Genomic DNA, 22,276 nt, shown 5'->3' with positions numbered 1-22,276 from the left:
GGCGCGATGCCCTCTCCATGGACATGCTGAAACAGCTGCGGTCGGGCCTTCTTCCAGTGGTCGGACAGGTGATGAGCCGCTCCATGCAGAAGAGCGGCAGACTGGAGTTTGGGATGTTAAAACGCAGATGCGGCTCGCAGCCCTGTTCCGCGAGCCCACTGCCCAACGTCAGGGCTCCTCGTCAGGGGACGTCAACCAGGATCCAGCCGCGGCGAGCATCGCCTCGACGCCGACTCGCAGGGTAGGATCAATGACCGGCGCAAATTCGGGCGAATGGTTGGAAGGAAGTTCGTTCATCTCACCTGCTTTTCTGGCTTTGGCATAGCTTTCCCGGTCGATGCCACCAACAGCCCAGTATACTGAAGGCACGTCCCACGCGCGGGCGAAGACACTGAAATCCTCGCTTGCGGACTGGCGCCCGATTGTTTTCACACTCTGCCCATCAAGACGAGCATCGACAGCATCCACCACTTTGCGTGTCGCCTCGTCATCATTGAGGGTCAGAGGGAAGTGCCCCTGCATATCGAAGGCAGGCGGCTTGGGTGCCCCTGATGCAGTTGCCTCGGCCCTGATGATGCGTTTGATCGAAGACAGCACGGTTTCGCGCACCTGCTCGTCATACGTGCGGGTATTGATCTTGAGAACCGCCTTTTCGGGGATAATGTTCGCCTTGCTTCCGGCCTGGAGCGAGCCAACCGTGACCACGGCATCGTCGCTCATCCCAATCTCACGCGAGACAACGCTCTGCAGGCGCATCACGGAGGCGGCTCCCATCACCACCGGATCCACTGTTGTCCCAGGTGATGAACCGTGGCCACCGCGCCCGAAAAGGGTCACCTCCATTGTGTCCGACATGGACAAAAAAGCCCCGGACCGCGTTCCCACCTGACCCGCGGGCATAGGCAGTACGTGCTGGCCCAGCACCACGTCCGGTGCCGGGAACCGGTCGACCATGCCATCTTCGATCATGGCGCGAGCCCCTTCGCCGGTTTCCTCCGCTGGCTGAAATACGGCCAGCACCGTTCCATTCCACTGATCTGTGTTCTCAGCGAGGATGCGTGCCGCCCCCATCAGCCAGGTCACGTGCATGTCATGGCCACAGGAGTGTGCAACCGGGGTTGTCTGTCCGGACTCTCTGGTTACGGTCTTGTCGCTGGCGTAAGGCAGGCCTGTGTTCTCAGCCATCGGCAAGGCATCCATGTCGGCACGAAGTAACACCGTGGGGCCGTCGCCGTTACGCAGGACGCCAACCACCCCCGTTCGGCCAACCTCCTCCGTTACCTCATACCCATAATCGTTCAGCCAATCAGCGGCAATACCGGCAGTGCGCTCCTCCTGGAACGCCAACTCGGGATTGGCATGAAGGTCCTTGTAGATTCCCTCCAGCTGACCGAGCAGATCTTCCGACGGCCCGGGCAGAGCGGTCTGGTTACCAGGGGTATTCTGGGCGATCGCGGATGGTACACAGAACAGGACTAGCAGAGCGAGCAGCATTGCCGGGATGGAAAAGCGCCTGGCCATTCCGTTCCAAAAGGCGTATGCCTGATACTTACACCGGCCCTTCGAGGTGATGTCTTCCACGTAGTCAAGTGTTCGGAAAGCCACTCTCATGGTTGTCCCCTTCTAAACGTGCTGTGTTTCTGACATGCCGTTCTCAACTGTAATTTGTTCGTATTACGACGATCTGTTCGCATTTCTACTTAGACAGGGAAATCGAAGGTTGTCAAACCTGGGCAGGATCCTGATCAGCCGCCTTCAGCACATAGACGTATGCCTGAACACACTCGCCACTTCCGATCAGGGTGACAGTCGTTAGGCCACCTGGCCCAGCGAGCCATGAATGAATACGCGATATAACCTGTTATAGGCGTCAGTCAGCGGGATCGAACTGAAAACGGAGGGGGAGGGAATCAAATGGTAGGACCGGGCGGATTCGAACCGCCGACCTCTGCCATGTCAAGGCAGCGCTCTAACCAACTGAGCTACGGTCCTGCTGTGCGCGACAGGGTGCGTAATATAGCGATCCGGCCCGAGCTGGTCAACCATGACGGCTGATTGCGCTGGCATCCGGCGGTGTGATGCGCTTCAATGGCGCCATGAAACACTGGTTCTCACGCTCTGAAACGGCCCTCACCTCCACGGAACCCACGCTTCTGGCGCGGCTCAGTCACTGGCGATTGCAGCTGGGGTTTGTGCTCGGTCCGCTGGTGTTCGCGGGTCTGCTCATCGCGGGGCCGCCGGATTCCATGGATATGGCCAGCTGGCGCGTGCTCGCACTGACCCTTCTCATGGCCATCTGGTGGGTGACCGAGGCGTTGCCCATTGCCGTTACCGCCCTGCTGCCTGTTGCCCTGATTCCCCTGATGAATGTGGCCCCCATTGATCAGGCGGCGGCTTCCTATGCCAACCCTCTGGTGTTCCTCTTCCTGGGTGGCTTCCTGCTGGCGGAGGGCATCCAGCGCTGGAATCTCCACCGGCGTCTGGCACTGCTCGTTCTCAGTCTCTCAGGAACCCGCCCGGATCGCGTTGTTGGCGGCTTCATGACGGCAACGGCCCTTCTCAGCATGTGGGTCAGCAATACCGCCACCGCCGCACTCATGCTGCCCATCGGGCTCTCTGTGCTGACTCTGGTGGAAGAAAGCGATCAGGACCACAACCATCAGAGTCTGAACGTAGCGCTGCTGCTCGGCATCGCAATGGGGGCGAATATCGGGGGCATGGCAACGCTCATCGGTACGCCGCCCAATGCCCTTCTGGCGGGTTATCTGAGGGACAGCCATAATCTGGATATCACCTTCCTCTCCTGGATGGCCGTTGCCTTACCTCTGGCGCTCACGCTGCTGGCGACCGCCTGGTGGCTTCTTACCCGGAAGCTCTACCAGCCGGGCCACACTCCCATTGACGGGCTTGAATCCCTGCTGGACCGGGAACGCCACAGCCTCGGCCCAATGACGCTCCCGCAGGTCATGGTTGCGGTCGTGTTTCTTCTGGTGGCGCTGGCCTGGCTCACGCGCCCGCTTCTCGACACTCTCTTCCAATCGCTACAGCTCACGGATGCGGGCATCGCCATCACCGGCGCCCTGCTGCTGTTCCTTATACCGTCCGACTGGCGCCGCCCGAGCTTTCTGCTGAGCTGGGAGCAGGCACGCAATCTGCCTTGGGGTGTCCTGATTCTGGTGGGAGGCGGGCTGGCACTGGGGTCGGCCATTGAGTCCAGTGGCCTGGCAGCCGCGGCCGCGGAACTGCTTTCCGGGATGGCGGACTGGCCGCTTCTGCTACTGATGCTCGCGGTGGCGGCGTTGATCATGACGTTGAGCCATGTCACCAGCAACACCGCCACGGCCGCGACCATGCTGCCTCTGACCGCTTCATTTGCGCTTGCTCAGGATCTGTCGCTGATCCACCTGACAGTGCCTGTGGCTATGGCTGCCTCATGCGCGTTCATGCTGCCGGTCGCCACGCCGCCGAATGCCATCATCTTCAGCAGCGAACGCATCAGCGTCGGCCAGATGGCCCATGCGGGCGCCTGGCTGAGTGGCATCACACTTCTGCTGATCGCGCTCTGGGTATGGCTGGTGGCAGCGCCGGTGCTGGGCTGGGTCACCGGCTACTGAGTGGTTCAGACCTGGTAGAAGTCCCGGTACCAGTCCACGAAGTTGCGGATCCCGGTTTCCACTGGGGTCTCCGGCCGATAGCCCACATCCTCGATCAGATCCTGGACATCGGCATAGGTGGCGGGTACGTCTCCGGGCTGCATCGGCAGGTAGTTCTTTTCCGCCTTGCGGCCCAGGCACTCTTCCAGCACCTCGATGAACCGGGAAAGCTCAACCGGATTGTTGCTGCCGATGTTGTAGAGCCGGTAGGGCGCGTTGCTGGTGCCTGAATCCGGGTCCGCCCCACTCCATTCCGGGTTCGGGGTGGCCACGTGGTCCAGCGTGCGGATCACGCCCTCCACGATGTCATCAATGTAGGTGAAGTCCCGCTGGTGATGACCGTGGTTGAACACGTCGATGGGTTCGCCGTTCAGGATCCGCTTCGTGAAGATGAACAGCGCCATGTCCGGCCGGCCCCAGGGCCCGTAGACGGTGAAGAACCGCAGGCCGGTGGTGGGAAGCCGGTAGAGATGGCTGTAGGTGTGCGACATCAGCTCGTTGGCCTTTTTGGAGGCCGCATAGAGACTGAGCGGATGATCCACGTTGTCGTGGACCGAGAACGGCATGCTCTCGTTGGCCCCGTAGACCGAACTGCTGGAGGCGTAGACCAGATGCTCCACGCCATTGTGGCGACACCCTTCAAGGATGTTCATGTGGCCAACGAGGTTGGCATCCACATAGGCGTTGGGGTTCTCGATGGAATAGCGGACACCGGCCTGGGCGGCGAGATGCACCACCCGTTGCGGCTGGTACTCGCTGAATAGCCGGGCCATGCCCTCGCGGTCCGCGATGTCCAGGCGCTCCTCCGTGAACCCTTCACGGCGCGTCAGCCGGGCCAGCCGGGCTTCCTTGAGGGACACGTCGTAATAGTCATTGACATTGTCCACGCCGATGACCTCATCGCCGCGATCCAGCAAGCGATGGGCCACGTGTGAGCCGATGAACCCGGCCGTTCCCGTTACCAGTATCCGCAATTCCGTTCTCCCTGATTAAAAGCCGACGCCGAGGCGTACGAAGGGGCCGCTCAGCTCGGTGTCCACGTTGAGATCGCCGGAGGCGTCCACATCCACATCAAACTGGCGGTAACCGCCCTGAATATAGACCGGATCAGCGTTATAGCTGATGTAGCCTTCCACATCGGTGGCCGAGTCGCCGTCATAGGAGATGTAGTTGAGCTCCGCGCCCGCGCCAAGGCCGGTCAGGGGGAGATCCACATCAGCTCGGACGTGGCCCATGGGGAGGAATTCATCCACCTCGACCCTTTCTGTCTCGTTGCCTGTGGGCGTATCCCCTTCAATGAACACCTCGCCATCGAAGTGCTTTACGTTCAAACCCAGATCCAGAGTTACAACAGGGATAGGTGCCGTATAGAACGCAGTGTAATCATAGTGCGTAAGGTCGGCCCGACTGCTGACATCTCCGGTGTAGGTTGTCCCCTCAAACTGTTCGGCAATCTTTCCCTGACCCTTGTGCTCGATATCGTTATACCGCAGCCGCAGATTCGGAATCACCGGAACTGGATGGGCAAAACGGATGGAGAAGTTATTGTGCCCCTCGCTGTCGTAACCGAGGTCATTCTCCACATCGATCGGATCGCCTCCTGACTGGAGAGTCCCGGACGCATCCGCATTCCAGTAACCTGCCGTCACATCCACGTCGACCAGCGGTACCACGGCATTGGCGGCGCCGGCACTGGTCATCAGCAGGGCACCGAGAGCGGCTTTTGTTGTTGTCTTCATTGCGGAATCCTCTTGCTGTCGGCGTTTGAAGAAAGTCACACCCAGTATCGACCTGAAGTCAGACACTTTCAAAGTCGATCCCCAGGCGCCGCCCCACTTCCTCATAGGTTTCGATGACATCACCGAGGTCCTGGCGGAAGCGGTCCTTATCCATCTTACGGCGGGTTTCGGCATCCCAGATGCGGCAACCGTCCGGGCTGAACTCGTCACCCAGCACCAGACCGCCGCCAGCACGCCCGAACTCCAGCTTGTAATCAACCAGCAGCATCCCCGCGTCCAGGAACAGCTGCTTGAGCACACGATTCACCGCGTAGGTGAGTTCCTTCATCTCCCTGAGCTCGTCCGCCTGGGCCCAGCCAAAGGTCTCCGCGAGGGATTCATTGATCATGGGGTCGTGGAGGGCGTCGTCCTTGAGAAACAGCTCAAAGGTCGGCGGCAACAGTTCCTGGCCTTCCTGGACCCCGAGGCGCCGGCACAGGCTGCCCGCAGCGTAATTGCGTACCACGCACTCCACCGGCAGCATCTCAAGGTTACGCACCAGGGATTCATTGGGCGCCAGGACACGCTCGAAATGGGTGGGAATGCCCGCGTCCTCCAGCTTCTGCATGATGAAGGCATTGAACAGGTTATTAACCCGCCCCTTGCGATCAAGCTGGGCGACCTTTTCACCGTCGAAGGCGGACGTATCATCCCGGAACGCCAGTATGAAACGCTCCGGATCGTCCGTCCGGTATACGGATTTCGCCTTGCCAGCGTAGAGTTCGCTGCCTTTTTCCATCACGCTCTCCCAGATTGCGGTTGCGGGGCCGGCACCCGACCCTGAACGCGCGAATGATAGCCGATCAGCGCCAGTCGACGCCATGATTGCTCAATGCGTGTAACCGCTCAGGCCCCTATACTCTGCATGCAGGGAGGATCCGCATGCAGTCACTGTTCAATGAGTTTATCACGGCCAATGGCGATGCCCTCCACCTCGGGGTGGCACTGCTTCTGGGCATGCTGGTGGGGTTGCAGCGCGGGTGGCAGGCTCGCGACCGTGATCCCGGCCAGCGTATCGCCGGCATCCGCACCCATGCGCTGACCGGTCTGCTCGGTGGTATCACGGCGTTGCTTGCCCGGGAGGTCTCGCCCTGGCTTCTGCCCGCAGTATTCCTGGGGCTGGTAGCACTGAACCTGCTGGCCTACTGGGTCCGGGCACCGCGCAGCGGCGATTACAGCATCACCGGCGCCATCGGACTGATGCTGACCTTCAGCTTCGGGGTTATGGCCGTGAGCCTGGATATCACTCTGGCAGCCGCAGCGGCGGTGGTCACCACCCTCATTCTGGATAACAAGGCGGAAATCCACGGCCTGCTGGGCAAACTCCAGGCCGGTGAGCTGGATGCCGGGCTCAAGCTGCTGCTGATTTCCGTGGTGATGCTGCCGCTGTTGCCCAATGAGGGCTTCGGCCCGGGCGGCGTGCTCAACCCCTACGAAATCTGGTGGCTGGTGGTGATGATTGCCAGCATCTCTTTCGTAGGCTACTTCGCCATCCGGGTGGCCGGCACCGGTAAGGGGATTCTCTTTACCAGCCTTTTCGCGGGCCTGAGTTCATCGACGGCACTGACGCTGCAGTTCGCCCGCCAGGCACGCGACGCACAGACACTCTCACCACAGCTGGCCGCCGGCATCCTGATCGCCTGCGGTACCATGTTCCCACGGATTCTGGTCTACTGCGCCGTGATCAACCCGGCCCTGCTGCCGAGCCTGGTTCAGCCCGTTCTGGCCATGGCGTTACTGCTCTACGTTCCAGCTGTTCTCATCTGGCACCGCAACCGGGCCGCACTGAACGTGGATCAGCCCATCCTCAACCGCAACCCGCTGGACCTTAAGCCGGCGCTGCTGTTCGGTTTCCTGCTCACGCTGATCCTGCTGGTCGGGCAGTGGCTCAAGGCATGGTTCGGTGATGCGGGCGTCTATGCGCTGGCCACCGTCTCAGGCATTGCAGACGTGGACGCCATCACCCTGTCACTGACGCGTATGTCCCAGTCGGCCATCACCGCGGAGACTGCCGTGATCGGCATCGTTCTGGCCTCGGCCGTGAACAATATCGTGAAAGCCGGAATGGCGGGCGTGATCGGCCCAGCAGCCCTGGGCACCCGGGTCGCGGTCCCCATGGGCCTGTCCCTGGTGGCCGGCCTGACAGTCGCCGGCCTTCAGGCAGGCCTCACAGGCTGACAGGGCAGCTGCTCAGCGCAGGCTTTCGTACAGGCTGTCGAGCACCTGTGCGGGGCGATCCGCCTGTTCCAGAGTCTCACGGGGAACGAGGGTGAGCCGGTAACCCCCTGTGCTCTGCTGCAGCCGCAGTTCCGCATTGATTTCGGCCTCCGCCTGATAACGCCAGAGCCACCAGCCACGACTGCGTTGTTCCTCGGTACGCAGATCCAGATACCAGACGCCCTCGCTGCGGTTACGGTCCACCACGGTCAGCTCCATGCTGCCCAGCACCTGCTCCACCTCGGCCCAGCTGCGATCAAAGGCCAGATCAAGCTCCAGCGCCTGTGTCTCTCCGCCTTCACGATCACGATTGACGCGTTCATCACGGGGCAGATCCAGCGCCACACGGGAATACGTCTTGGTATCCGCATTGGCTTCCAGGTAATCCGCCAGGTCCTTGAGCACTCTCTGTTCACGCCCGGCATACTCAACGTCTTCACGCCACTCCAGGCGTTCCCCGGGGCTGCCCTCCACAACCCGCAGCCGGGCCTGGACTTCGGTGCTGCGGCTCTGAACACCGTACGCAACCCGCACCTGCAGAATCAGAGGGCGCTCCTGATCCAGCCGATCAATCCCGAGCCACTCACGGACCCGGGCCGAACGGTTGAGAACCCCGCTCTGCTGCACGCCCGCGCGCGGATCGCCATAGGCCACCTCAACCCCACGGTCGTTCAGGAAATCCGAAATGGCGGGCCAGACGCGGCCCGGCACATCATTGACAATCAACCAGCTCAGATCGCCGGAGCGGGAAACCTGGTAGTTGTTTTCCATGATCTGGCCGGTCAGATCCGGCGGGCGCGGGATCTCAAACTCCCCGTCCTGCTCCACGGTGGCATCACCGCGGACCTGCGGAATCACGTACTCACTCTCGAAAGATGCCCTGGAAAGGTCTTCCGGCACCTGGAGCGGCTCGCCCAGCGGTTCCTCACGGTAATCCAGCGACCTGTCCGGAAACAGGCCGCAGCCACCCGCAAGTGGCAGAACGGCTATGGCAGCTGTCAGGCGCAGTCGGCGGTTTGTCTGGTTCAGAGGCATCCTGAAGCCCTGAGTGCTTCGCGCACATCCTCGCGGTATTCCTCGCTCAGGGGCGTCAGCGGCAGGCGTATGCCCGGCCCGATCAGCCCCATCTCCCACATGGCCCACTTCACCGGAATCGGGTTGGCTTCCAGGAACAGCTTGCGGTTGAGAGGGGTCAGAATCTCGTCCAGCCGGCGGGCTTCCGCCTCATCGCCGCTCACTGCGGCGGCACAGGTCTGTGCCATCAGCTTCGGTGCCACATTGGCCGTCACCGAGACGTTGCCACTGCCACCGCGCAGCATCAGTTCCAGCGAGGTCCCGTCGTCCCCGGAATAGACCGCGATACGGTCACCCACCATCCGAACCAGCTCTTCCCCGCGGCTGACATTACCCGTCGCATCCTTGATGCCAACGATATTGGGAATGTCGGCCAGGCGGTTCGTGGTCTCGTTGAGCATGTCACAGGAGGTGCGGCCGGGCACGTTGTACAGGATCTGGTTGACGTCGACTGCCTCGGCCACGGTACGGAAGTGCTGGTAGAGCCCCTCCTGGGTGGGCTTGTTGTAGTACGGCACCACCAGAAGGCAGGCATCCACACCGATCTCGGCCGCCTCACGGGTCAGGTCCACCGCCTCATGGGTGGAGTTGCCACCCGTGCCGGCAATGACCGGAATCCGGCCATTGGCATGATTCACCACCCGGCGGATCACACTGATGTGCTCATCCGGCTTCAGCGTTGAGGACTCACCGGTCGTACCCACGGCCACAATGGCGCTCGTACCGGCATCGACGTGATAGTCCACCAGTTTATCCAGGCATTCCCAGTCGATACGCCCTTCGGCGTCCATTGGGGTTACCAGCGCAACCAGACTCCCAGTGATCATATCCGCTCCGAACCGGTTAAAAGGGCAATGGTAATCGCGGCATCAGGGCGAGACAAGAGCTGCGCCGCGCCATCAGGTTTCTGTTGTCCCGGGGCTTTCATGGACCGGCCAGGCTTTCATGATGGCATTGAGCACAATCGCCAGCGGGATGGCGAAGAACACCCCCCACATGCCCCAGATGCCACCGAACACCAGAACCGCCAGCATAATGGTGACCGGATGCAGATCCACGACCTCGGAGAAAAGCAGTGGTACCAGCACATTGCCATCCAGCGCCTGGATGATCAGGTAGGTCACCATGAGCCAGAAGAACTCCTCGCTCCAACCGAACTGGAACAGCCCCACCATGGCAATGGGAATGGTCACCACGGCGGCGCCCACATAGGGAATGACCACTGAGAAACCGACCAGCAGACTCAGAAGTGCTGCGTATTCCAGCCCGATCATCTTGAGGGCGAAGTAGGTGACACCCCCGACGATCAGGATCTCTATGGCCTTGCCCCGGACGAAATTGGCGAACTGTATGTTCACCTCACGCCAGATGCGATCCATCAACGGCCGTTGCTGGGGCAGGAAGCTGCCGAGACGTTCCAGGATCAGCCGACGGTCCTTGAGGAAGAAGAACACCAGTATCGGCACCAGCACCAGATAGACCAGCAGCGTGATGAGTCCGGGAATGCTCTCGAGCGAGAGCGACACCAGCCATTGCGTGATCTGGCCCATTTCCGCCGTCACCTGCCGGAACAGGGTATTGACCTCTTCCATGGAGACCAGCTGCGGGTATTCCTGCGGCAGGGTCTCAATGTACTGCTGGGCTGCCCGCATCATTCTGGGCAGTTCCGACGCCAGGCCGGACACCTGCCCCCAGACCAGGGGAAGCAGGCCCAGGATGAAGGCGATGAACAGGCCGATGAAAAACACGAACACAAGGGTGACGGACAGCAGATGCGGCACCCCCAGACGACAGAGCTTGGCAACCAGTCCCTGCAGGATATACGCGATGATGATGCCGGCGATGAAGGGCGCCAGAACCCGCCCGAGAAACGCGACCACCAGGAAAGAGGCTGCCAGGAGCAGAACGATGATGAGGGCTTCTTCATTCGAGAAGTAACGCGCGGTGAAATCACGCAGTATCCGGACCATCAGCCCTGCCCCCCCGTACTGGCGGGGCCGCACCGGATGACAAAGACCCAGTGGCCGTCGCCCTCCTCCTGGTGCTCAAGCTGATGGCTCGAGAGGGCGAGAAAGGCGGGGATATCCCGGGCTGACCCCGGATCCGTGGCAACAACCCGCAGGCACTGACCGGGACTCATGCCATTGAGACAGAGTTTGGTCTTGAGCAGAGGCATTGGGCACTGCAGACCGCTGGCATCAAGATGCTGGTCCACGCTGTCGCTCATGGGCTGGTTCCGTTCGGTTTGACGCTGGCCGATATCCTAGCATGGATGGCGCGTTAAACCGGAGAGTGACCGCCTGTACCCACCCCCTCCGATCTGGCATTGTTAAAGCATGCGACGCGCCATTGTCTTTTTCCTGATCCTCTGCCTGATCGCCCTGCCGGCTCTACCGGCCGAGGACAACAGACTGCCGGCCATTGGCAGTGGCGGGCTGATCGCGGGCCAGAAGGAGCGCGCCATAGGGCAGCAGGTGCTCACCCAGCTGCGTCGCAGCGCCCCCCTGGTATCGGACCCCATGCTCCGGGAGTACTTCGAGGATACCCTGCACCGGATGATTCCTCACGCCCCCCTGCAGGACAGGGACATCACACCCGTGATCATTAACGAACCGTCACTCAATGCCTTCGCCGTCCCCGGCAACATCATCGGGATCCACACCGGATTGCTGCGCACCGCCGAGACAGAACATGAATTCGCGGGCGTGGTGGCTCACGAAATCGCTCACCTCAGCCAGCGCCATTACGCCCGCCGCCTGGAACAGCAGGAACGCAGCACCCCCCTGACCATTGCCGGCATGCTGGCCGGTCTCATCCTCACCGCTGCAACCGGCTCGGAAGCCGGTATTGCCGCCATTGCCGGCACCCAGGCACTGGCCATCGACCAGATGCTGCGACACAGCCGCGCCCATGAGCAGGAGGCTGACCGCCTTGGCATCGAGATCATGGCCCGGGCCGGCTACGACCCGGCGGGCATGCCAGCCATGTTCGAGCGTATGCTGCGCCAGGCCCGGCTGCAGGGGAACCGCCCACCGGAATACCTTTCGACCCATCCGCTCACCGAATCCCGGGTTGCGGATACGCGGGCACGGGTTTCCGATTTCCGGGACAGGGACCGTTACGACGAACGGCTCGCCTACCACCTGGTGCGCAACCGGGTCCGACTGCACCACGGCGAGGACCCGGAAGCCTTCATATCACGCTTCCGGGAAAAACAGGCGGCACAGACCGGGCTTGAGGCTGATGCGGCACGCCACGGCCTGGCAGCCGCACTGATTGCCGCTGACCGGGCGGGCGAGGCGATTCCGCATCTCAGGAAACTGCTGGAGGACTACGAGGGCGACATCTTCCTGGTCGCGGAACTGGCAAGGGCTCTGCGCGGCGATGGCCGGGCCGGTGAAGCTGCGGAACTGCTCGAGCGCCACCTCCAGCGCCACCCTGGCAACCTGACCCTGAGCCGGACACTGGCGGATACCCGCATGGAGCTGAACGAACCGGAAGCCGCAGCACGGCTCTACGAGAAGCTGACCCGGGATTACGGCGGGGACGCCACGCTCTGGAACGACCTTTCCGAGGCCGCCGGGCGTGCGGGCAACCTGATCGAGGTTCATCGCGCCCGGGGCGAACGGCTGCTGCTTCTGGGAGATGCGGAGGCGGCGGCACGTCAGTTCCGCCAGGCACTGGAACGGGCGCCGGCCAACCACACCCGCAAGGCGTTGCTCAGGGACCGACTGGAAGAGGCCAACCGGCAGGTCAGTGCCAACCGCCAGCGCTGAGAGGGAGCCTCAGGCGTTACCGGCCACCTGGAGCTGGCGGTCAGAAGTAAAGTCCAGCATGCGCTGCAGCGGGATGAGCGCTTTCTCCCGCGTGGCGGCATCCACATGGATTTCTTCATCCTGCTTGCGCAGCACGCGCAGCACGTTATCCAGACCGTTCATCGCCATCCAGGGGCAATGGGCACAGCTGCGGCAGGTTGCGCCCTGCCCGGCGGTGGGCGCTTCGATGAGGTTTTTCTCCGGGGCCATTTCATGCATCTTGTGGAAGATACCGCTGTCCGTGGCCACGATGAAGTCCTCAGCGTCCATGGTCCGCACCGCTTCAATCAGCCGGGACGTGGAGCCGACAACATCCGCCTGCTCAACCACGGCCGCCGGCGATTCCGGATGCGCCAGGACCACGGCTCCGGGCATGGTGGCCCGCAGATCCTCAACGCCCTGCCCCTTGAACTCCTCGTGCACGATGCAGGAGCCGTCCCAGAGCAGCATATCCGCCTGGGTTGAGCGCTGGATGTAGGCGCCCAGATGTTTATCCGGCGCCCACAGGATGGTTTCACCCTTCGAGTCCAGGTAATCAACAATGGCCTCCGCGCAGCTGGAGGTCACAACCCAATCGGCGCGTGCCTTGACCGCCGCCGAGGTGTTGGCATACACCACCACGGTTCTTTCCGGATGCTGGTCACAGAAGGCCGCGAATTCATCGGCCGGGCACCCGATGTCCAGCGAGCAGGTTGCCTCCAGAGTCGGCATCAACACCCGCTTCTCCGGATTCAGGATCTTGGCGGTTTCACCCATGAAACGCACCCCGGCGACCACCAGTGTCGAAGCCGGATGCGCGTTACCGAAACGGGCCATTTCCAGTGAATCCGCGACACAGCCACCCGTCTCCTCAGCCAGCGACTGGATCAGGGGATCGGTATAGTAATGAGCCACCAGGACCGCATCCTGCGCCTCAAGCTCACGCCGGATCGCAGTGCGCAGTTCCTCCGCCTCGGCGCTGCCGAGCGTTGGCGCTTCCTGTTCGTGCGCCAGATGTTCCTGAACCAGAATGCGGTCCTGCCTGTACGTCATGGACTCTGACCACCCTTTGAGTAAGCCGTTTAAAGGTTGTCTCCTACCCGTTTATGCCTCTGTCACCCGCATTTTTCAATGGTCGGATACAAACGGCCGGGCTGCGGGGGTTAAAGCGGGGGGTGGGAATGGTGGGTCGTGCAGGATTCGAACCTGCGACCAATTGGTTAAAAGCCAACTGCTCTACCAACTGAGCTAACGACCCCTGACAAAACCGGGAAGCGACAAATAGTGGTGGGTCGTGCAGGATTCGAACCTGCGACCAATTGGTTAAAAGCCAACTGCTCTACCAACTGAGCTAACGACCCAAACGAGGCGCATATGGTACTTAAATTTTCGGTTTTCGCAACCCGTTCGAATCAACCCATTTCATTGCGGTATTCACGTCCCAGGGCAGCAGCCTCGGATTCCGGGTAACGCTCTCCGAGCTGATCCAGAATTCTGCGGGCCTGTTCGCTGTTACCGGCACGATCATGGGCAACCGCAAGCTTGAACAGCGCGTCCGGTGCCTTGCGATGGGATCCGTGTTTCGAGGTGACGATCGTGAACGCCTGCTGTGCCTGCTCATGCTTGCCCTGACTCAGGTAGAGCTCCCCCAGCCAGTAATAGGCATTAACGCTCAGATCCCCTTCCGGGTACTCCTCAAGAAAACTGTAGATCTCGTCAATGGCGGCCTCATAGTCCTGCTCTTCCTGGATCAGGTACTGGATCGAGGCATAGGCTTCACGCTCAGCCTTATCAGGCTGGCGATAGGACGTGGATTCCGTGTTTCCGTTTCCATCGCCGTCATTACCGCTGTCACTGGCAGTCTCACCGTCTTTGGTTTCCCCGGAGCCCTCTTCCAGCTCGGACAGACGTGAATTGAGGTCAACCAGTCGCTCGTCGAGATCAATGTAACGTTCACGGGCCTGCTGCCTGAGGCGTTTCACCTGATGGGTGGTTTCCTCGAGCTGGCCGCGCAGGTGCTGCACTTCCACCCTCAGATCCTCAACCAGGAAAAACAGCTCACCGGCAGAACTCCCCCCTGAACGTTCCGGGTCACCCCCGGAAACCAGCGGTGCTTCGCCGTCATCCTGGGCAATGGCCGGAGAGGCTCCGACCACTGCCAGGATCAGGCCTGCTGTCAACAGACTCCGCATGGGCTTATTCGTAGTTGATCTCAACCCGACGATTCTCAGCCCAGGCTTCTTCGTTGTTGCCTTCAACCGCGGGCTGCTCCTCGCCGTAGCTGACGGTCTCGATCTGGTCAGAGGACACGTCGTTCACACGCAGGAAGCGGGCCACGGATTCCGCACGGCGCTCACCCAGGGCCATGTTGTACTCACGGCTGCCACGCTGGTCGGTGTGACCTTCGAGCACGACGGTGACGTCATCGTCTTCAGCCAGGTATGCCGCGTGCGCTTCCAGAATGGACTGGGATTCGCGACGGATCTCGGAGCTGTCGAAATCGAAATAGATGGTGGAAGCAGCCTGCATGGCTTTTTCCTTCGCCTGCTCCAGAGACTTCCGCGCGCGCTCTTCCGCCGTCATGGCCTCTTCAGAGACGCCGCTGCCGTCACCAGCACCGTAGGCATCACTGGTGTCAGCATCGGAATCGCTCTGCTGCTCCATATCCGTCTCATCCATACCGTTGGCCCCGGAGCCCTCCGGTTCGGTTGCTGTTGAACTGCAACCCGCTACGAAGAGCAGGGCAAAGCCCAGCATCAGTACACGGTTCTTGAGAAGATCGGTCATTGGCCTTCCTTTTTGGTTTTCCGGTTTTGGATTACGTTTAATGTATGATGTTCCTGATAATACTGCAAACATCAGGATCTACTCAGCCAGCGGTGACCAGGCGGGATCGCGGATGCCATCGTGCCTGACAGGCAGCGTGAAACGCGCATTCCCGTCAACGGTGGTCATCTCCAACGCTCCCGTCCGTCCGCCGGCATTGGTGACGTAGAGCACCAGACGCCCATTGGGCGCCATAGCAGGTGCCTCGTCAATCTCGGAGCCGGAGAGCACACGTTCCTCACCGGTCTCCAGATCCACCGAGCCGAGCAGGAAGCGCCCGTCGGCCTGGTGAATGTAGAAGATTTCCTCGCCCTCCGGCCCATAGATCGGATGGGCGTTATAGTTGCCCTCAAAGGTCAGGCGTTCGGGATCACCACCACCCAGTGACTGGATGTAGACCTGGGGATTGCCCGAGCGGTCGGAAGTGAAGGCAAAGCGTTCACCGTCCGGTGACCAGCTTGGCTCTGTGTTGATGGAATAGTGGCGGGTGAGCCGGCGCGGCTCCAGTGTGTCCAGCGGCATCTCGTAGATGTCCGCGCTCCCGTCCTTCGACAGCGTCAGAAGCAGCGACTCCCCGTCCGGCGACCAGTCCGGCGCCGAATTGAGCCCCCGGAAGTGAGCGATCCGGCGCCGCTCGCCACTGCTCACCACCTGCCGGTAGATGGCAGGCCGACCACTCTCGAACGACGCGTAGACCAGCTCCTTACCGTCCGGTGACCACTCCGGAGACAGAATCGGCTCACTGGAGCGTAGCAGGACCTGATCCCGGTACCCATCCACGTCACTGACCTTGAGCCGGTACTCAACATCCTCGCCACTGCCCGTGCGCGTCACAAAGGCCAGTCGGGTGTTGAAGATACCGGGGATCCCCGTAACCCGCTCATAGATCCGGTTGCTCACATGGTGTGCCAGCGTCCGCAGCTCCGAGGGCGCGGCCGACGCCCGCGAGCCGAGCAGCCGTTCCTGCTGGCTGACGTCGAAAAGCTCATAGCTGAGAATGTAACGATTGCGTTCCGCATCAAAATCCACCTCCCCGACCAACACGAACTGCTGGCCGAGAACCCGCCAGTCGCGGAAATGGATGTCATCCCCGGACGTCGGCAGGCTGAGCATACGGGAGGGTTCCAGGGGCTTGAGGTCACCACTCATGGTCAGGTCATCCCGGATGATGCTGTCGAGGTCCTCGGGGGCATCCTGTGAGTGGTTGACCCCGAACGGCACCACGGCAATGGGCATGCGCCGATCCGCGCCCTCGGTGACGCGCACCACCATGTCGGCCTGCACCACTGAGGACGCCAGCATCAGAAAGATCAGTGTCAGCACCTGGCCGGCTCGGCAATGGATCATGGTCATGCTCGCCTACTCCTCGGGGCTGAATTCAATTGTGATACCACCACGGAACAGTTCATCGAACAGCGCCGACTCATCCGGGGTCGGGAAGCTGTCGACCCGCCTGACCGCACTCATCGCTGATTCGTCCAGTTGCTGACTGCCACTGCCTTCCACCAGTTCCACTGAGCGCAGCTCGCCCGTGGGCAGGATCTCAAGCCGCAGTCTGACCACCCGGTCTTCATTGCCCGGTGGTATGTACCAGCTGTTCTGTACTTCCTGCTGGATCAGGGCGTTGAAGCGTTTACGTTCATCGGCAATGTTAACGCCCTCCATACTCGAGGCCTCAACATCAGCCCCCTCTTCCGGCTTCTGATCCTTCTGGGCTTCAGCCTCCTCGGCCTGCTGTGCCAGTTGCTCCAGCCGCTGTTCACGCTCAGCCCGCTGCTCGTCCGCCTGCTGTTCCTTTTCCGGCTCAGGCTCTGGCTCCGGCTCTGGCTCCGGCTCTGGTTCCGGCTCCGGTTCCGGCTCTGGCTTTGGTTCTGGTTCCGGTTCTGGCTTTGGTTCCGGCTCCGGCTCCGGCTCCGGCTCAGGTTCTGGCTCCGGCTCAGGTTCTGGCTCCGGCTCTGGTTCCGGCTCCGGCTCTGGTTCTGGCTCCGGCTCTGGTTCCGGTCCCGGCTCAGGCTCCGGTTGTGGCTCAGGCTCCGGTTCCTGCTGCTGGGCCTGCACAACCCTGGCCTGTACGGCCTGGGGCTGCTGAAATTCCGGCTCCTGGGTCTGCCAGTCCCAGCCGGCCACCGCCAGGAGCACGATCAACAGGTGCAGTCCGACGGACCCCATAAAGGGCCACTTCCACTCCCGGAGCTCGGCTTCGTCCATCCCGAGAATCCGGCTCCAAAGCGGAATCGCCCGGTCCCCCAGAGCGCCCGCGGCCTGGATGATGCGCTGCCAGTCCCGTTTCATCGTGCTGACGCACCGCCCTGACCGAATCCGACCATCACTCGTCCTCCGGTGGCTCGGTAATCAGCCCCACCTGGCTTGCCCCGGCACTCTGGAGGGACGACATCAGGCGGATCACAGTGCCATAGCGCACATGCTGATCACCGCGCACAAAGACGTCCGCATCCGGGCGCTCAGCAAGAATGGCGGCCACCTCGTCCACAACCGTACTCAGGGACTTGGGCTTTCCCCGGTCATCCCCGACTTCCAGAAAATAACCGCCGTTGGAATCCACCGAAATGATCACCGGCTCTTTTTCAGTATCCACCGGCAGTGGTTCCGCCTCAGTGCTCGGCAGATCCACGTCCACCCCCTGGGTCAGCATGGGCGCTGTGATCATGAAGATCACAAGCAGTACCAACATGACGTCAATGTAGGGCACCACGTTCATTTCGGACATCGGCGCCTGGCGCGAACGGCGTGGACTCATATCCATGGCATCACCTCCCGGCGGTCAACCGCTGGCTCCGTGGCTGTGCACTCTCCGATGGAGGATGCTGGCGAATTCCTCGGCAAAGGTCTCATAGTTCTTGATCAGAGAATCCGTCTGGGCGGTGAAGCGGTTATAGGCCACCACCGCCGGAATGGCTGCGAACAGCCCCATTGCCGTGGCGATCAGCGCCTCAGCAATACCCGGCGCCACCGTCTGTAGCGTGGGCTGCTGTACCTGCGCCAACCCGATGAAACTGTTCATGATCCCCCAGACCGTGCCGAACAGACCCACGTAGGGACTGGTGGAGCCAACTGTGGCCAGGAACGGCAGATTGGACTCCAGGCGCTCCAGCTCCCGGGCCAGGGCCACCTTCATCGCCCTCTGGGTGCCATCCATCACCGCTTCGGCATCGTGGCTCTGCTGGCGCAGCCGGGTGAACTCCTTGAAACCCGCCCGGAAGACATTCTCCACACCACCATGGGGCGCCGGGCTTCCGGTCACCTCCTTGTAGAGCTGCCCCAGGTCCATGCCGGACCAGAAGCGCTCCTCGAAAGCCGCCTGCTCCTGCCGGGACTGGCGATAGATCCGGATACGCTGAAAGATCAGCCCCCAGCATCCGATGGATGCCAGCAGCAACAGCAGCATGACCAGCTGCACAATGATCCCGGCATTGGCGATCAGCGACCAGACCGAAAGATCTCCCTCCACGGAATGCTCCTATTCGTTGTTGGGTTGCAGTGTCCTGTTCACCAGGGCCTGGATGTCTTCGGGCATGCGCCTCGGCCGCCCGGCGGGCAGTTGAACGCAGGCCACCTTGACCTCGCCGTCGACCAGCAGTGCGTCATCCGCCTTCCGGTGCGCCTGCTGGCGGAATGTCATGGCCGTTCGAGTACCGGCAATGAGATCCGCTGAGACCATCAGCTCATCATCCAGGAAGGCCGGCTGGTGGTACTGGACGTTCAGGCTGTGCACCACAAAGGCCACCCCTTCGCTCTCCAGTCGCCCACGCAGGGCCACACCTTCCGAGCGCACCCACTCAGTGCGCGCTCGCTCAAAATACTTCAGATAATTGGCGTAGAAGACGATGCCCCCGGCATCCGTGTCCTCGACATAGATCCGCACCGGCCACTGGAAACCGCTCATCGGGCTGCCTCTCCTTCCGGGGCATCAAACCCAAAATGGAGATAGGCGTGCTGGGTCGCCATGCGCCCCCGCGGTGTGCGCATCATGAACCCCTGCTGGATCAGGAAAGGTTCAAGCACGTCCTCGATGGTGCCCCGCTCCTCGCTGATGGCCGCCGAGAGGCTCTCCACCCCCACGGGCCCGCCGCCGAACTTCTCGATCAGCGCCAGCAACAGGCGCCTGTCCATGTGGTCGAAGCCCTGACAGTCCACCTTGAGCATGTTCAGCGCCTGATCCGCAATGGCTTCCGTCACCCGGCCGTCCGCACGTACTTCCGCAAAGTCCCGCACACGGCGCAGGAGGCGGTTGGCGATGCGCGGTGTCCCCCGCGAGCGGCGCGCGATCTCGCGGGCGCCTCCATTTTCGATCTCAATGGACTGAAGCGCCGACGACCGTTCAATGATGTGCGTCAGGTCCTCGGTGCTGTAGAACTCCAGGCGCTGGACAATACCGAAGCGGTCCCGCAGCGGTGAGGTCAGCAGACCCGCCCTGGTGGTGGCCCCGACCAGCGTGAAGGGCGGCAGATCCAGCTTGATGGAACGAGCCGCTGGCCCCTCACCGATGACGATGTCCAGCTGGTAGTCTTCCATGGCTGGATACAGCACTTCCTCAACGGCAGCACTGAGCCGGTGGATCTCGTCGATGAACAGCACATCGCCTTCCTCCAGGTTGGTCAGCAGTGCTGCCAGATCCCCGGCCTTTTCGAGCACGGGCCCGGAGGACGCCTTGATGGTGCTGCCCATCTCGTTGGCAATGATATTGGCCAGTGTGGTCTTGCCCAGGCCGGGCGGCCCGAAGATGAGGACATGATCCAGTGCTTCGCGCCGACCACGGGCAGCACCGACAAAAATCTCCATCTGCTCGCTGACCGTGGGCTGACCCACGTATTCGCGCAGCGTGTTGGGACGGATCGCCCGGTCCTGGTTGTCCTCGCCCGGCCCTGACTGGCCGGAGATCAGTCGATCGGATTCAATCATAACGCCTTTCAGCCCATCCAGGCCGCCCTGTTCAGCGCCTGCATTTTACAAACTTTGATCAGACGGTCACGTTACGTGAATGTCAGCTGTGGAGCCAGAATTAAAGGGGGTTAACGGTTCATCATATTCTTCAGCGCCAGACGGATCAGCTCCTGGCTGGTCATGCCCTCTTCGGCCACCGCCTGCAGCGCCCTGCCCGCCTCCTGCGGGCGATATCCCAGCGCGATCAGGGCCGCCTCCGCCTCTTCCATGGGGCTGGCGGACACCGGCTCGATACCGGGCAGCTCGCTGACCGCCTCCTCGCGCGTGGTGCCCGTCGGACTCTTCTCCAGCTGGCGTATACGGTCGCGCACCTCGATCAGCAGCCGTTCCGCGGTCTTCTTGCCCACGCCGGGAACCTTGACCAGGGCGGCCACGTCGTTGTCCTCCACCACCCGGATGAAGGCGTCCGCCTCCAGCCCGGAGAGGATGGCCAGGGCCAGCTTGGGCCCGACGCCACTGGTACGGATCAACAGACGGAATAGCTCGCGTTCACCCTTATTGGCGAAGCCGTAGAGCTGCTGGGCGTCCTCGCGCACGGCCAGGTGCGTGTAGAGCACAGCCTCCTGGCCCGTATCCGGAAGGCGGAAAAAAGTGGTGTACGGAATGTCCACTTCGTAACCCACGCCCCCGGCTTCGATCAGGGCGTCACCGGGCTGTTTCTCAATCAGGATGCCGCGGATGCGACCGATCATGGCGAGTCTCCTTCAGCGTGCGCGCCCGTTGCGGCTTTCGGTCGCCCCGGTGCGGGCCAGCCCCTGGCGCAGGTGCGCGTGACACAAGGCGATGGCCAGCGCGTCGGCGGCGTCCTCGCGGGGCTGGCGGGTGAGTTTGAAGATGGCCTGAACCATGTGCTGGATCTGATGCTTGTCGGCACTGCCCTTGCCCACCGCCGCCTGCTTGACCTGGCGGGCAGAGTATTCAGCCACGGGCAGACCCGCGTTGGCGCCACACACAATAGCAACGCCACGCGCCTGTCCAAGTTTTAAGGCGGAGTCGACATTACGGGATAGAAAGACCTTTTCGATGGCCATTTCTTCCGGCCGGTAGGTCTCAATGATCTCGGCGAGCCCGGCGTGGATCGTCTGCAGGCGCTCCGGCATGGCCTTCTCGCCCATGGTGATGCAGCCGCTGTCCAGGTATTCCAGGTGGCGGCCGTTGCTGCGGATCACGCCGTAGCCGGTGATCCGCGAGCCGGGATCCACGCCCAGGATGATGGTCATGCGTACCCGAAGCGCTCCAGCGCCGCCTCGGGGAAGTCGGCATTGGTGTAGACGTTCTGGACGTCATCCAGATCCTCAAGCCAGTCGATCAGCTTGAGGTTGGTATCAGCGCCATCCTCGTCCAGCGCCACCGTGGTCATGGGCACCATGCTCACCTCGGCATGGTCCGGCTCCAGGCCTGCCGACTTCAGGGAGTCCTTAACGTCCATGTACTGTTCCGGCGTAGTGATGACGTCCTTGGATCCGTCGTCGTTCACCCGCACGTCCTCGGCGCCGGCTTCCAGTGCCGCTTCCATGATGGTGTCTTCATCATGCTCCGGGCTGAAGCTCAGCGTGCCCTGACGGTTGAAGAGAAACCCAACGGAACCGTCCGTGCCCAGATTACCGCCGAACTTGCTGAACGCATGGCGCACGTCTGAGACGGTACGGTTCTTGTTGTCCGTCATGGCTTCCACGTAGATGGCAACGCCACCCGGACCATAGCCTTCGTAGACCAGTTCCTCGTAGTTCTCACCGTCCGCATTGCCCGCCCCACGCTCGATGGCGCGGTCAATGCTGTCCTTCTTCATGTTGTTGCTCAGCGCCTTGTCCACGGCACTGCGCAGCCGGGGGTTATCCTCCGGCTCGGGGCCACCCTCCTTGGCGGCAACATAGAGCTCCTTGATCAGCTTGGTGAAGATCTTGCCCTTCTTCGCATCCTGCGCGGCTTTGCGGTGTCGGATGTTGTGCCACTTGCTGTGTCCGGCCATGCC

23 protein-coding genes and 3 tRNA genes are annotated in these 22,276 nt (G+C 61.8%); 3 read left to right on the top strand and 23 right to left on the bottom strand.

The window, feature by feature from the left end; all coding sequences use genetic code 11:
• Positions 1-168: 168 nt before the first annotated feature.
• A complete protein-coding gene (locus F3089_RS01545; RefSeq protein WP_225741636.1) occupies positions 169-1,611 on the bottom strand; it encodes a M20 family metallopeptidase in 1,443 nt (480 codons plus the stop codon).
• A 304-nt stretch (positions 1,612-1,915) separates the two neighbouring features.
• A tRNA-Val gene (locus F3089_RS01540) sits at positions 1,916-1,992 on the bottom strand.
• A gap of 86 nt (positions 1,993-2,078) precedes the next feature.
• Here F3089_RS01540 and F3089_RS01535 point away from each other — a divergent pair.
• Positions 2,079-3,614 carry an SLC13 family permease gene (locus F3089_RS01535; protein WP_225741635.1) on the top strand — a complete coding sequence of 512 codons (1,536 nt, stop codon included), beginning with the start codon at positions 2,079-2,081 and terminating at the stop codon, positions 3,612-3,614.
• 5 nt (positions 3,615-3,619) lie between these two features.
• Here the strand turns inward: F3089_RS01535 and F3089_RS01530 are convergent, their stop codons facing one another.
• Genes F3089_RS01530 through purC form a run of 3 tightly spaced genes read right to left on the bottom strand, consistent with a single transcriptional unit; the run spans position 3,620 to position 6,170 of the window.
• Positions 3,620-4,627: an NAD-dependent epimerase gene (locus tag F3089_RS01530; RefSeq protein ID WP_151439089.1), complete on the bottom strand. Its 1,008-nt coding sequence runs from the start codon at positions 4,625-4,627 to the stop codon at positions 3,620-3,622.
• A gap of 15 nt (positions 4,628-4,642) precedes the next feature.
• The gene (locus tag F3089_RS01525) at positions 4,643-5,392 is read right to left on the bottom strand and encodes a TIGR04219 family outer membrane beta-barrel protein (protein WP_192497241.1); all 750 of its coding nucleotides are present in this window, start codon (positions 5,390-5,392) and stop codon (positions 4,643-4,645) included.
• 58 nt (positions 5,393-5,450) lie between these two features.
• The gene (gene purC, locus F3089_RS01520) at positions 5,451-6,170 is read right to left on the bottom strand and encodes a phosphoribosylaminoimidazolesuccinocarboxamide synthase (RefSeq protein ID WP_151439087.1); all 720 of its coding nucleotides are present in this window, start codon (positions 6,168-6,170) and stop codon (positions 5,451-5,453) included.
• A 143-nt stretch (positions 6,171-6,313) separates the two neighbouring features.
• On the opposite strand from purC, the gene F3089_RS01515 reads away from it, so the two are divergent.
• The gene (locus F3089_RS01515) at positions 6,314-7,609 is read left to right on the top strand and encodes an MgtC/SapB family protein (RefSeq protein ID WP_151439086.1); all 1,296 of its coding nucleotides are present in this window, start codon (positions 6,314-6,316) and stop codon (positions 7,607-7,609) included.
• A 12-nt stretch (positions 7,610-7,621) separates the two neighbouring features.
• On the opposite strand, the gene bamC is transcribed toward F3089_RS01515, so the two are convergent.
• The 4 genes from bamC to F3089_RS01495 form a co-directional block, all read right to left on the bottom strand.
• Positions 7,622-8,683, bottom strand: a complete 1,062-nt coding sequence (bamC, locus tag F3089_RS01510) for an NlpB/DapX family lipoprotein (RefSeq protein ID WP_151439085.1) — start codon at positions 8,681-8,683, stop codon at positions 7,622-7,624.
• Positions 8,674-9,549, bottom strand: coding sequence for a 4-hydroxy-tetrahydrodipicolinate synthase (gene dapA / locus F3089_RS01505; RefSeq protein ID WP_151439084.1), 876 nt, complete (start codon positions 9,547-9,549; stop codon positions 8,674-8,676). The genes bamC and dapA overlap by 10 nt, the downstream gene beginning before the upstream one ends.
• A 72-nt stretch (positions 9,550-9,621) precedes the next feature.
• Positions 9,622-10,692 (bottom strand): AI-2E family transporter, encoded by a 1,071-nt coding sequence (locus F3089_RS01500; RefSeq protein WP_151439083.1) that lies wholly within the window; start codon positions 10,690-10,692, stop codon positions 9,622-9,624.
• Positions 10,692-10,949, bottom strand: coding sequence for a sulfurtransferase TusA family protein (locus tag F3089_RS01495; protein ID WP_151439082.1), 258 nt, complete (start codon positions 10,947-10,949; stop codon positions 10,692-10,694). Before F3089_RS01495 ends, F3089_RS01500 begins: the two co-directional genes overlap by 1 nt.
• A gap of 109 nt (positions 10,950-11,058) precedes the next feature.
• On the opposite strand from F3089_RS01495, the gene F3089_RS01490 reads away from it, so the two are divergent.
• The gene (locus F3089_RS01490) at positions 11,059-12,498 is read left to right on the top strand and encodes a M48 family metalloprotease (RefSeq protein ID WP_151439081.1); all 1,440 of its coding nucleotides are present in this window, start codon (positions 11,059-11,061) and stop codon (positions 12,496-12,498) included.
• A gap of 9 nt (positions 12,499-12,507) precedes the next feature.
• Here the strand turns inward: F3089_RS01490 and nadA are convergent, their stop codons facing one another.
• The 14 genes from nadA to F3089_RS01420 form a co-directional block, all read right to left on the bottom strand.
• The gene (gene nadA / locus F3089_RS01485) at positions 12,508-13,569 is read right to left on the bottom strand and encodes a quinolinate synthase NadA (RefSeq protein ID WP_151439080.1); all 1,062 of its coding nucleotides are present in this window, start codon (positions 13,567-13,569) and stop codon (positions 12,508-12,510) included.
• Between the two features lie 129 nt (positions 13,570-13,698).
• Positions 13,699-13,774: transfer RNA gene (locus F3089_RS01480), tRNA-Lys, on the bottom strand.
• Between the two features lie 27 nt (positions 13,775-13,801).
• A tRNA-Lys gene (locus tag F3089_RS01475) sits at positions 13,802-13,877 on the bottom strand.
• Between the two features lie 51 nt (positions 13,878-13,928).
• A complete protein-coding gene (gene ybgF / locus F3089_RS01470; protein WP_151439079.1) occupies positions 13,929-14,708 on the bottom strand; it encodes a tol-pal system protein YbgF in 780 nt (259 codons plus the stop codon).
• A 4-nt stretch (positions 14,709-14,712) separates the two neighbouring features.
• Entirely contained in the window at positions 14,713-15,303 is a 591-nt protein-coding gene (gene pal / locus F3089_RS01465; protein WP_151439078.1) for a peptidoglycan-associated lipoprotein Pal, read from the bottom strand.
• A gap of 78 nt (positions 15,304-15,381) precedes the next feature.
• Complete coding sequence (gene tolB, locus F3089_RS01460) at positions 15,382-16,695, bottom strand: Tol-Pal system beta propeller repeat protein TolB (protein WP_202405520.1); 1,314 nt, start codon at positions 16,693-16,695, stop codon at positions 15,382-15,384.
• 6 nt (positions 16,696-16,701) lie between these two features.
• Complete coding sequence (locus F3089_RS01455; RefSeq protein ID WP_151439077.1) at positions 16,702-17,634, bottom strand: cell envelope integrity TolA family protein; 933 nt, start codon at positions 17,632-17,634, stop codon at positions 16,702-16,704.
• 34 nt (positions 17,635-17,668) lie between these two features.
• On the bottom strand, positions 17,669-18,106 hold the full coding sequence (gene tolR / locus F3089_RS01450) for a protein TolR (protein ID WP_225741634.1): 438 nt from the start codon (positions 18,104-18,106) through the stop codon (positions 17,669-17,671).
• 18 nt (positions 18,107-18,124) lie between these two features.
• Positions 18,125-18,811, bottom strand: a complete 687-nt coding sequence (tolQ, locus tag F3089_RS01445) for a protein TolQ (protein WP_151439076.1) — start codon at positions 18,809-18,811, stop codon at positions 18,125-18,127.
• Between the two features lie 9 nt (positions 18,812-18,820).
• Positions 18,821-19,246, bottom strand: coding sequence for a tol-pal system-associated acyl-CoA thioesterase (gene ybgC, locus F3089_RS01440; protein WP_151439075.1), 426 nt, complete (start codon positions 19,244-19,246; stop codon positions 18,821-18,823).
• The gene (gene ruvB, locus F3089_RS01435; protein WP_151439074.1) at positions 19,243-20,262 is read right to left on the bottom strand and encodes a Holliday junction branch migration DNA helicase RuvB; all 1,020 of its coding nucleotides are present in this window, start codon (positions 20,260-20,262) and stop codon (positions 19,243-19,245) included. Before ruvB ends, ybgC begins: the two co-directional genes overlap by 4 nt.
• Positions 20,263-20,372: 110 nt before the next feature.
• Positions 20,373-20,996 (bottom strand): Holliday junction branch migration protein RuvA, encoded by a 624-nt coding sequence (gene ruvA / locus F3089_RS01430; protein ID WP_095617423.1) that lies wholly within the window; start codon positions 20,994-20,996, stop codon positions 20,373-20,375.
• A 12-nt stretch (positions 20,997-21,008) separates the two neighbouring features.
• Positions 21,009-21,524, bottom strand: coding sequence for a crossover junction endodeoxyribonuclease RuvC (ruvC, locus tag F3089_RS01425; protein WP_151439073.1), 516 nt, complete (start codon positions 21,522-21,524; stop codon positions 21,009-21,011).
• A complete protein-coding gene (locus F3089_RS01420) occupies positions 21,521-22,273 on the bottom strand; it encodes a YebC/PmpR family DNA-binding transcriptional regulator (protein ID WP_151439072.1) in 753 nt (250 codons plus the stop codon). Before F3089_RS01420 ends, ruvC begins: the two co-directional genes overlap by 4 nt.
• Positions 22,274-22,276 lie beyond the last annotated feature (3 nt).

It is taken from the genome of Halospina sp. K52047b (assembly GCF_008709855.1).
GTDB classification, from domain to species: Bacteria; Pseudomonadota; Gammaproteobacteria; order Pseudomonadales; family Oleiphilaceae; genus Halospina; species Halospina utahensis_B.
The sequence above is the reverse complement of the archived record's forward strand: the minus strand, read 5'-3'. Positions and strand labels throughout refer to the sequence as shown.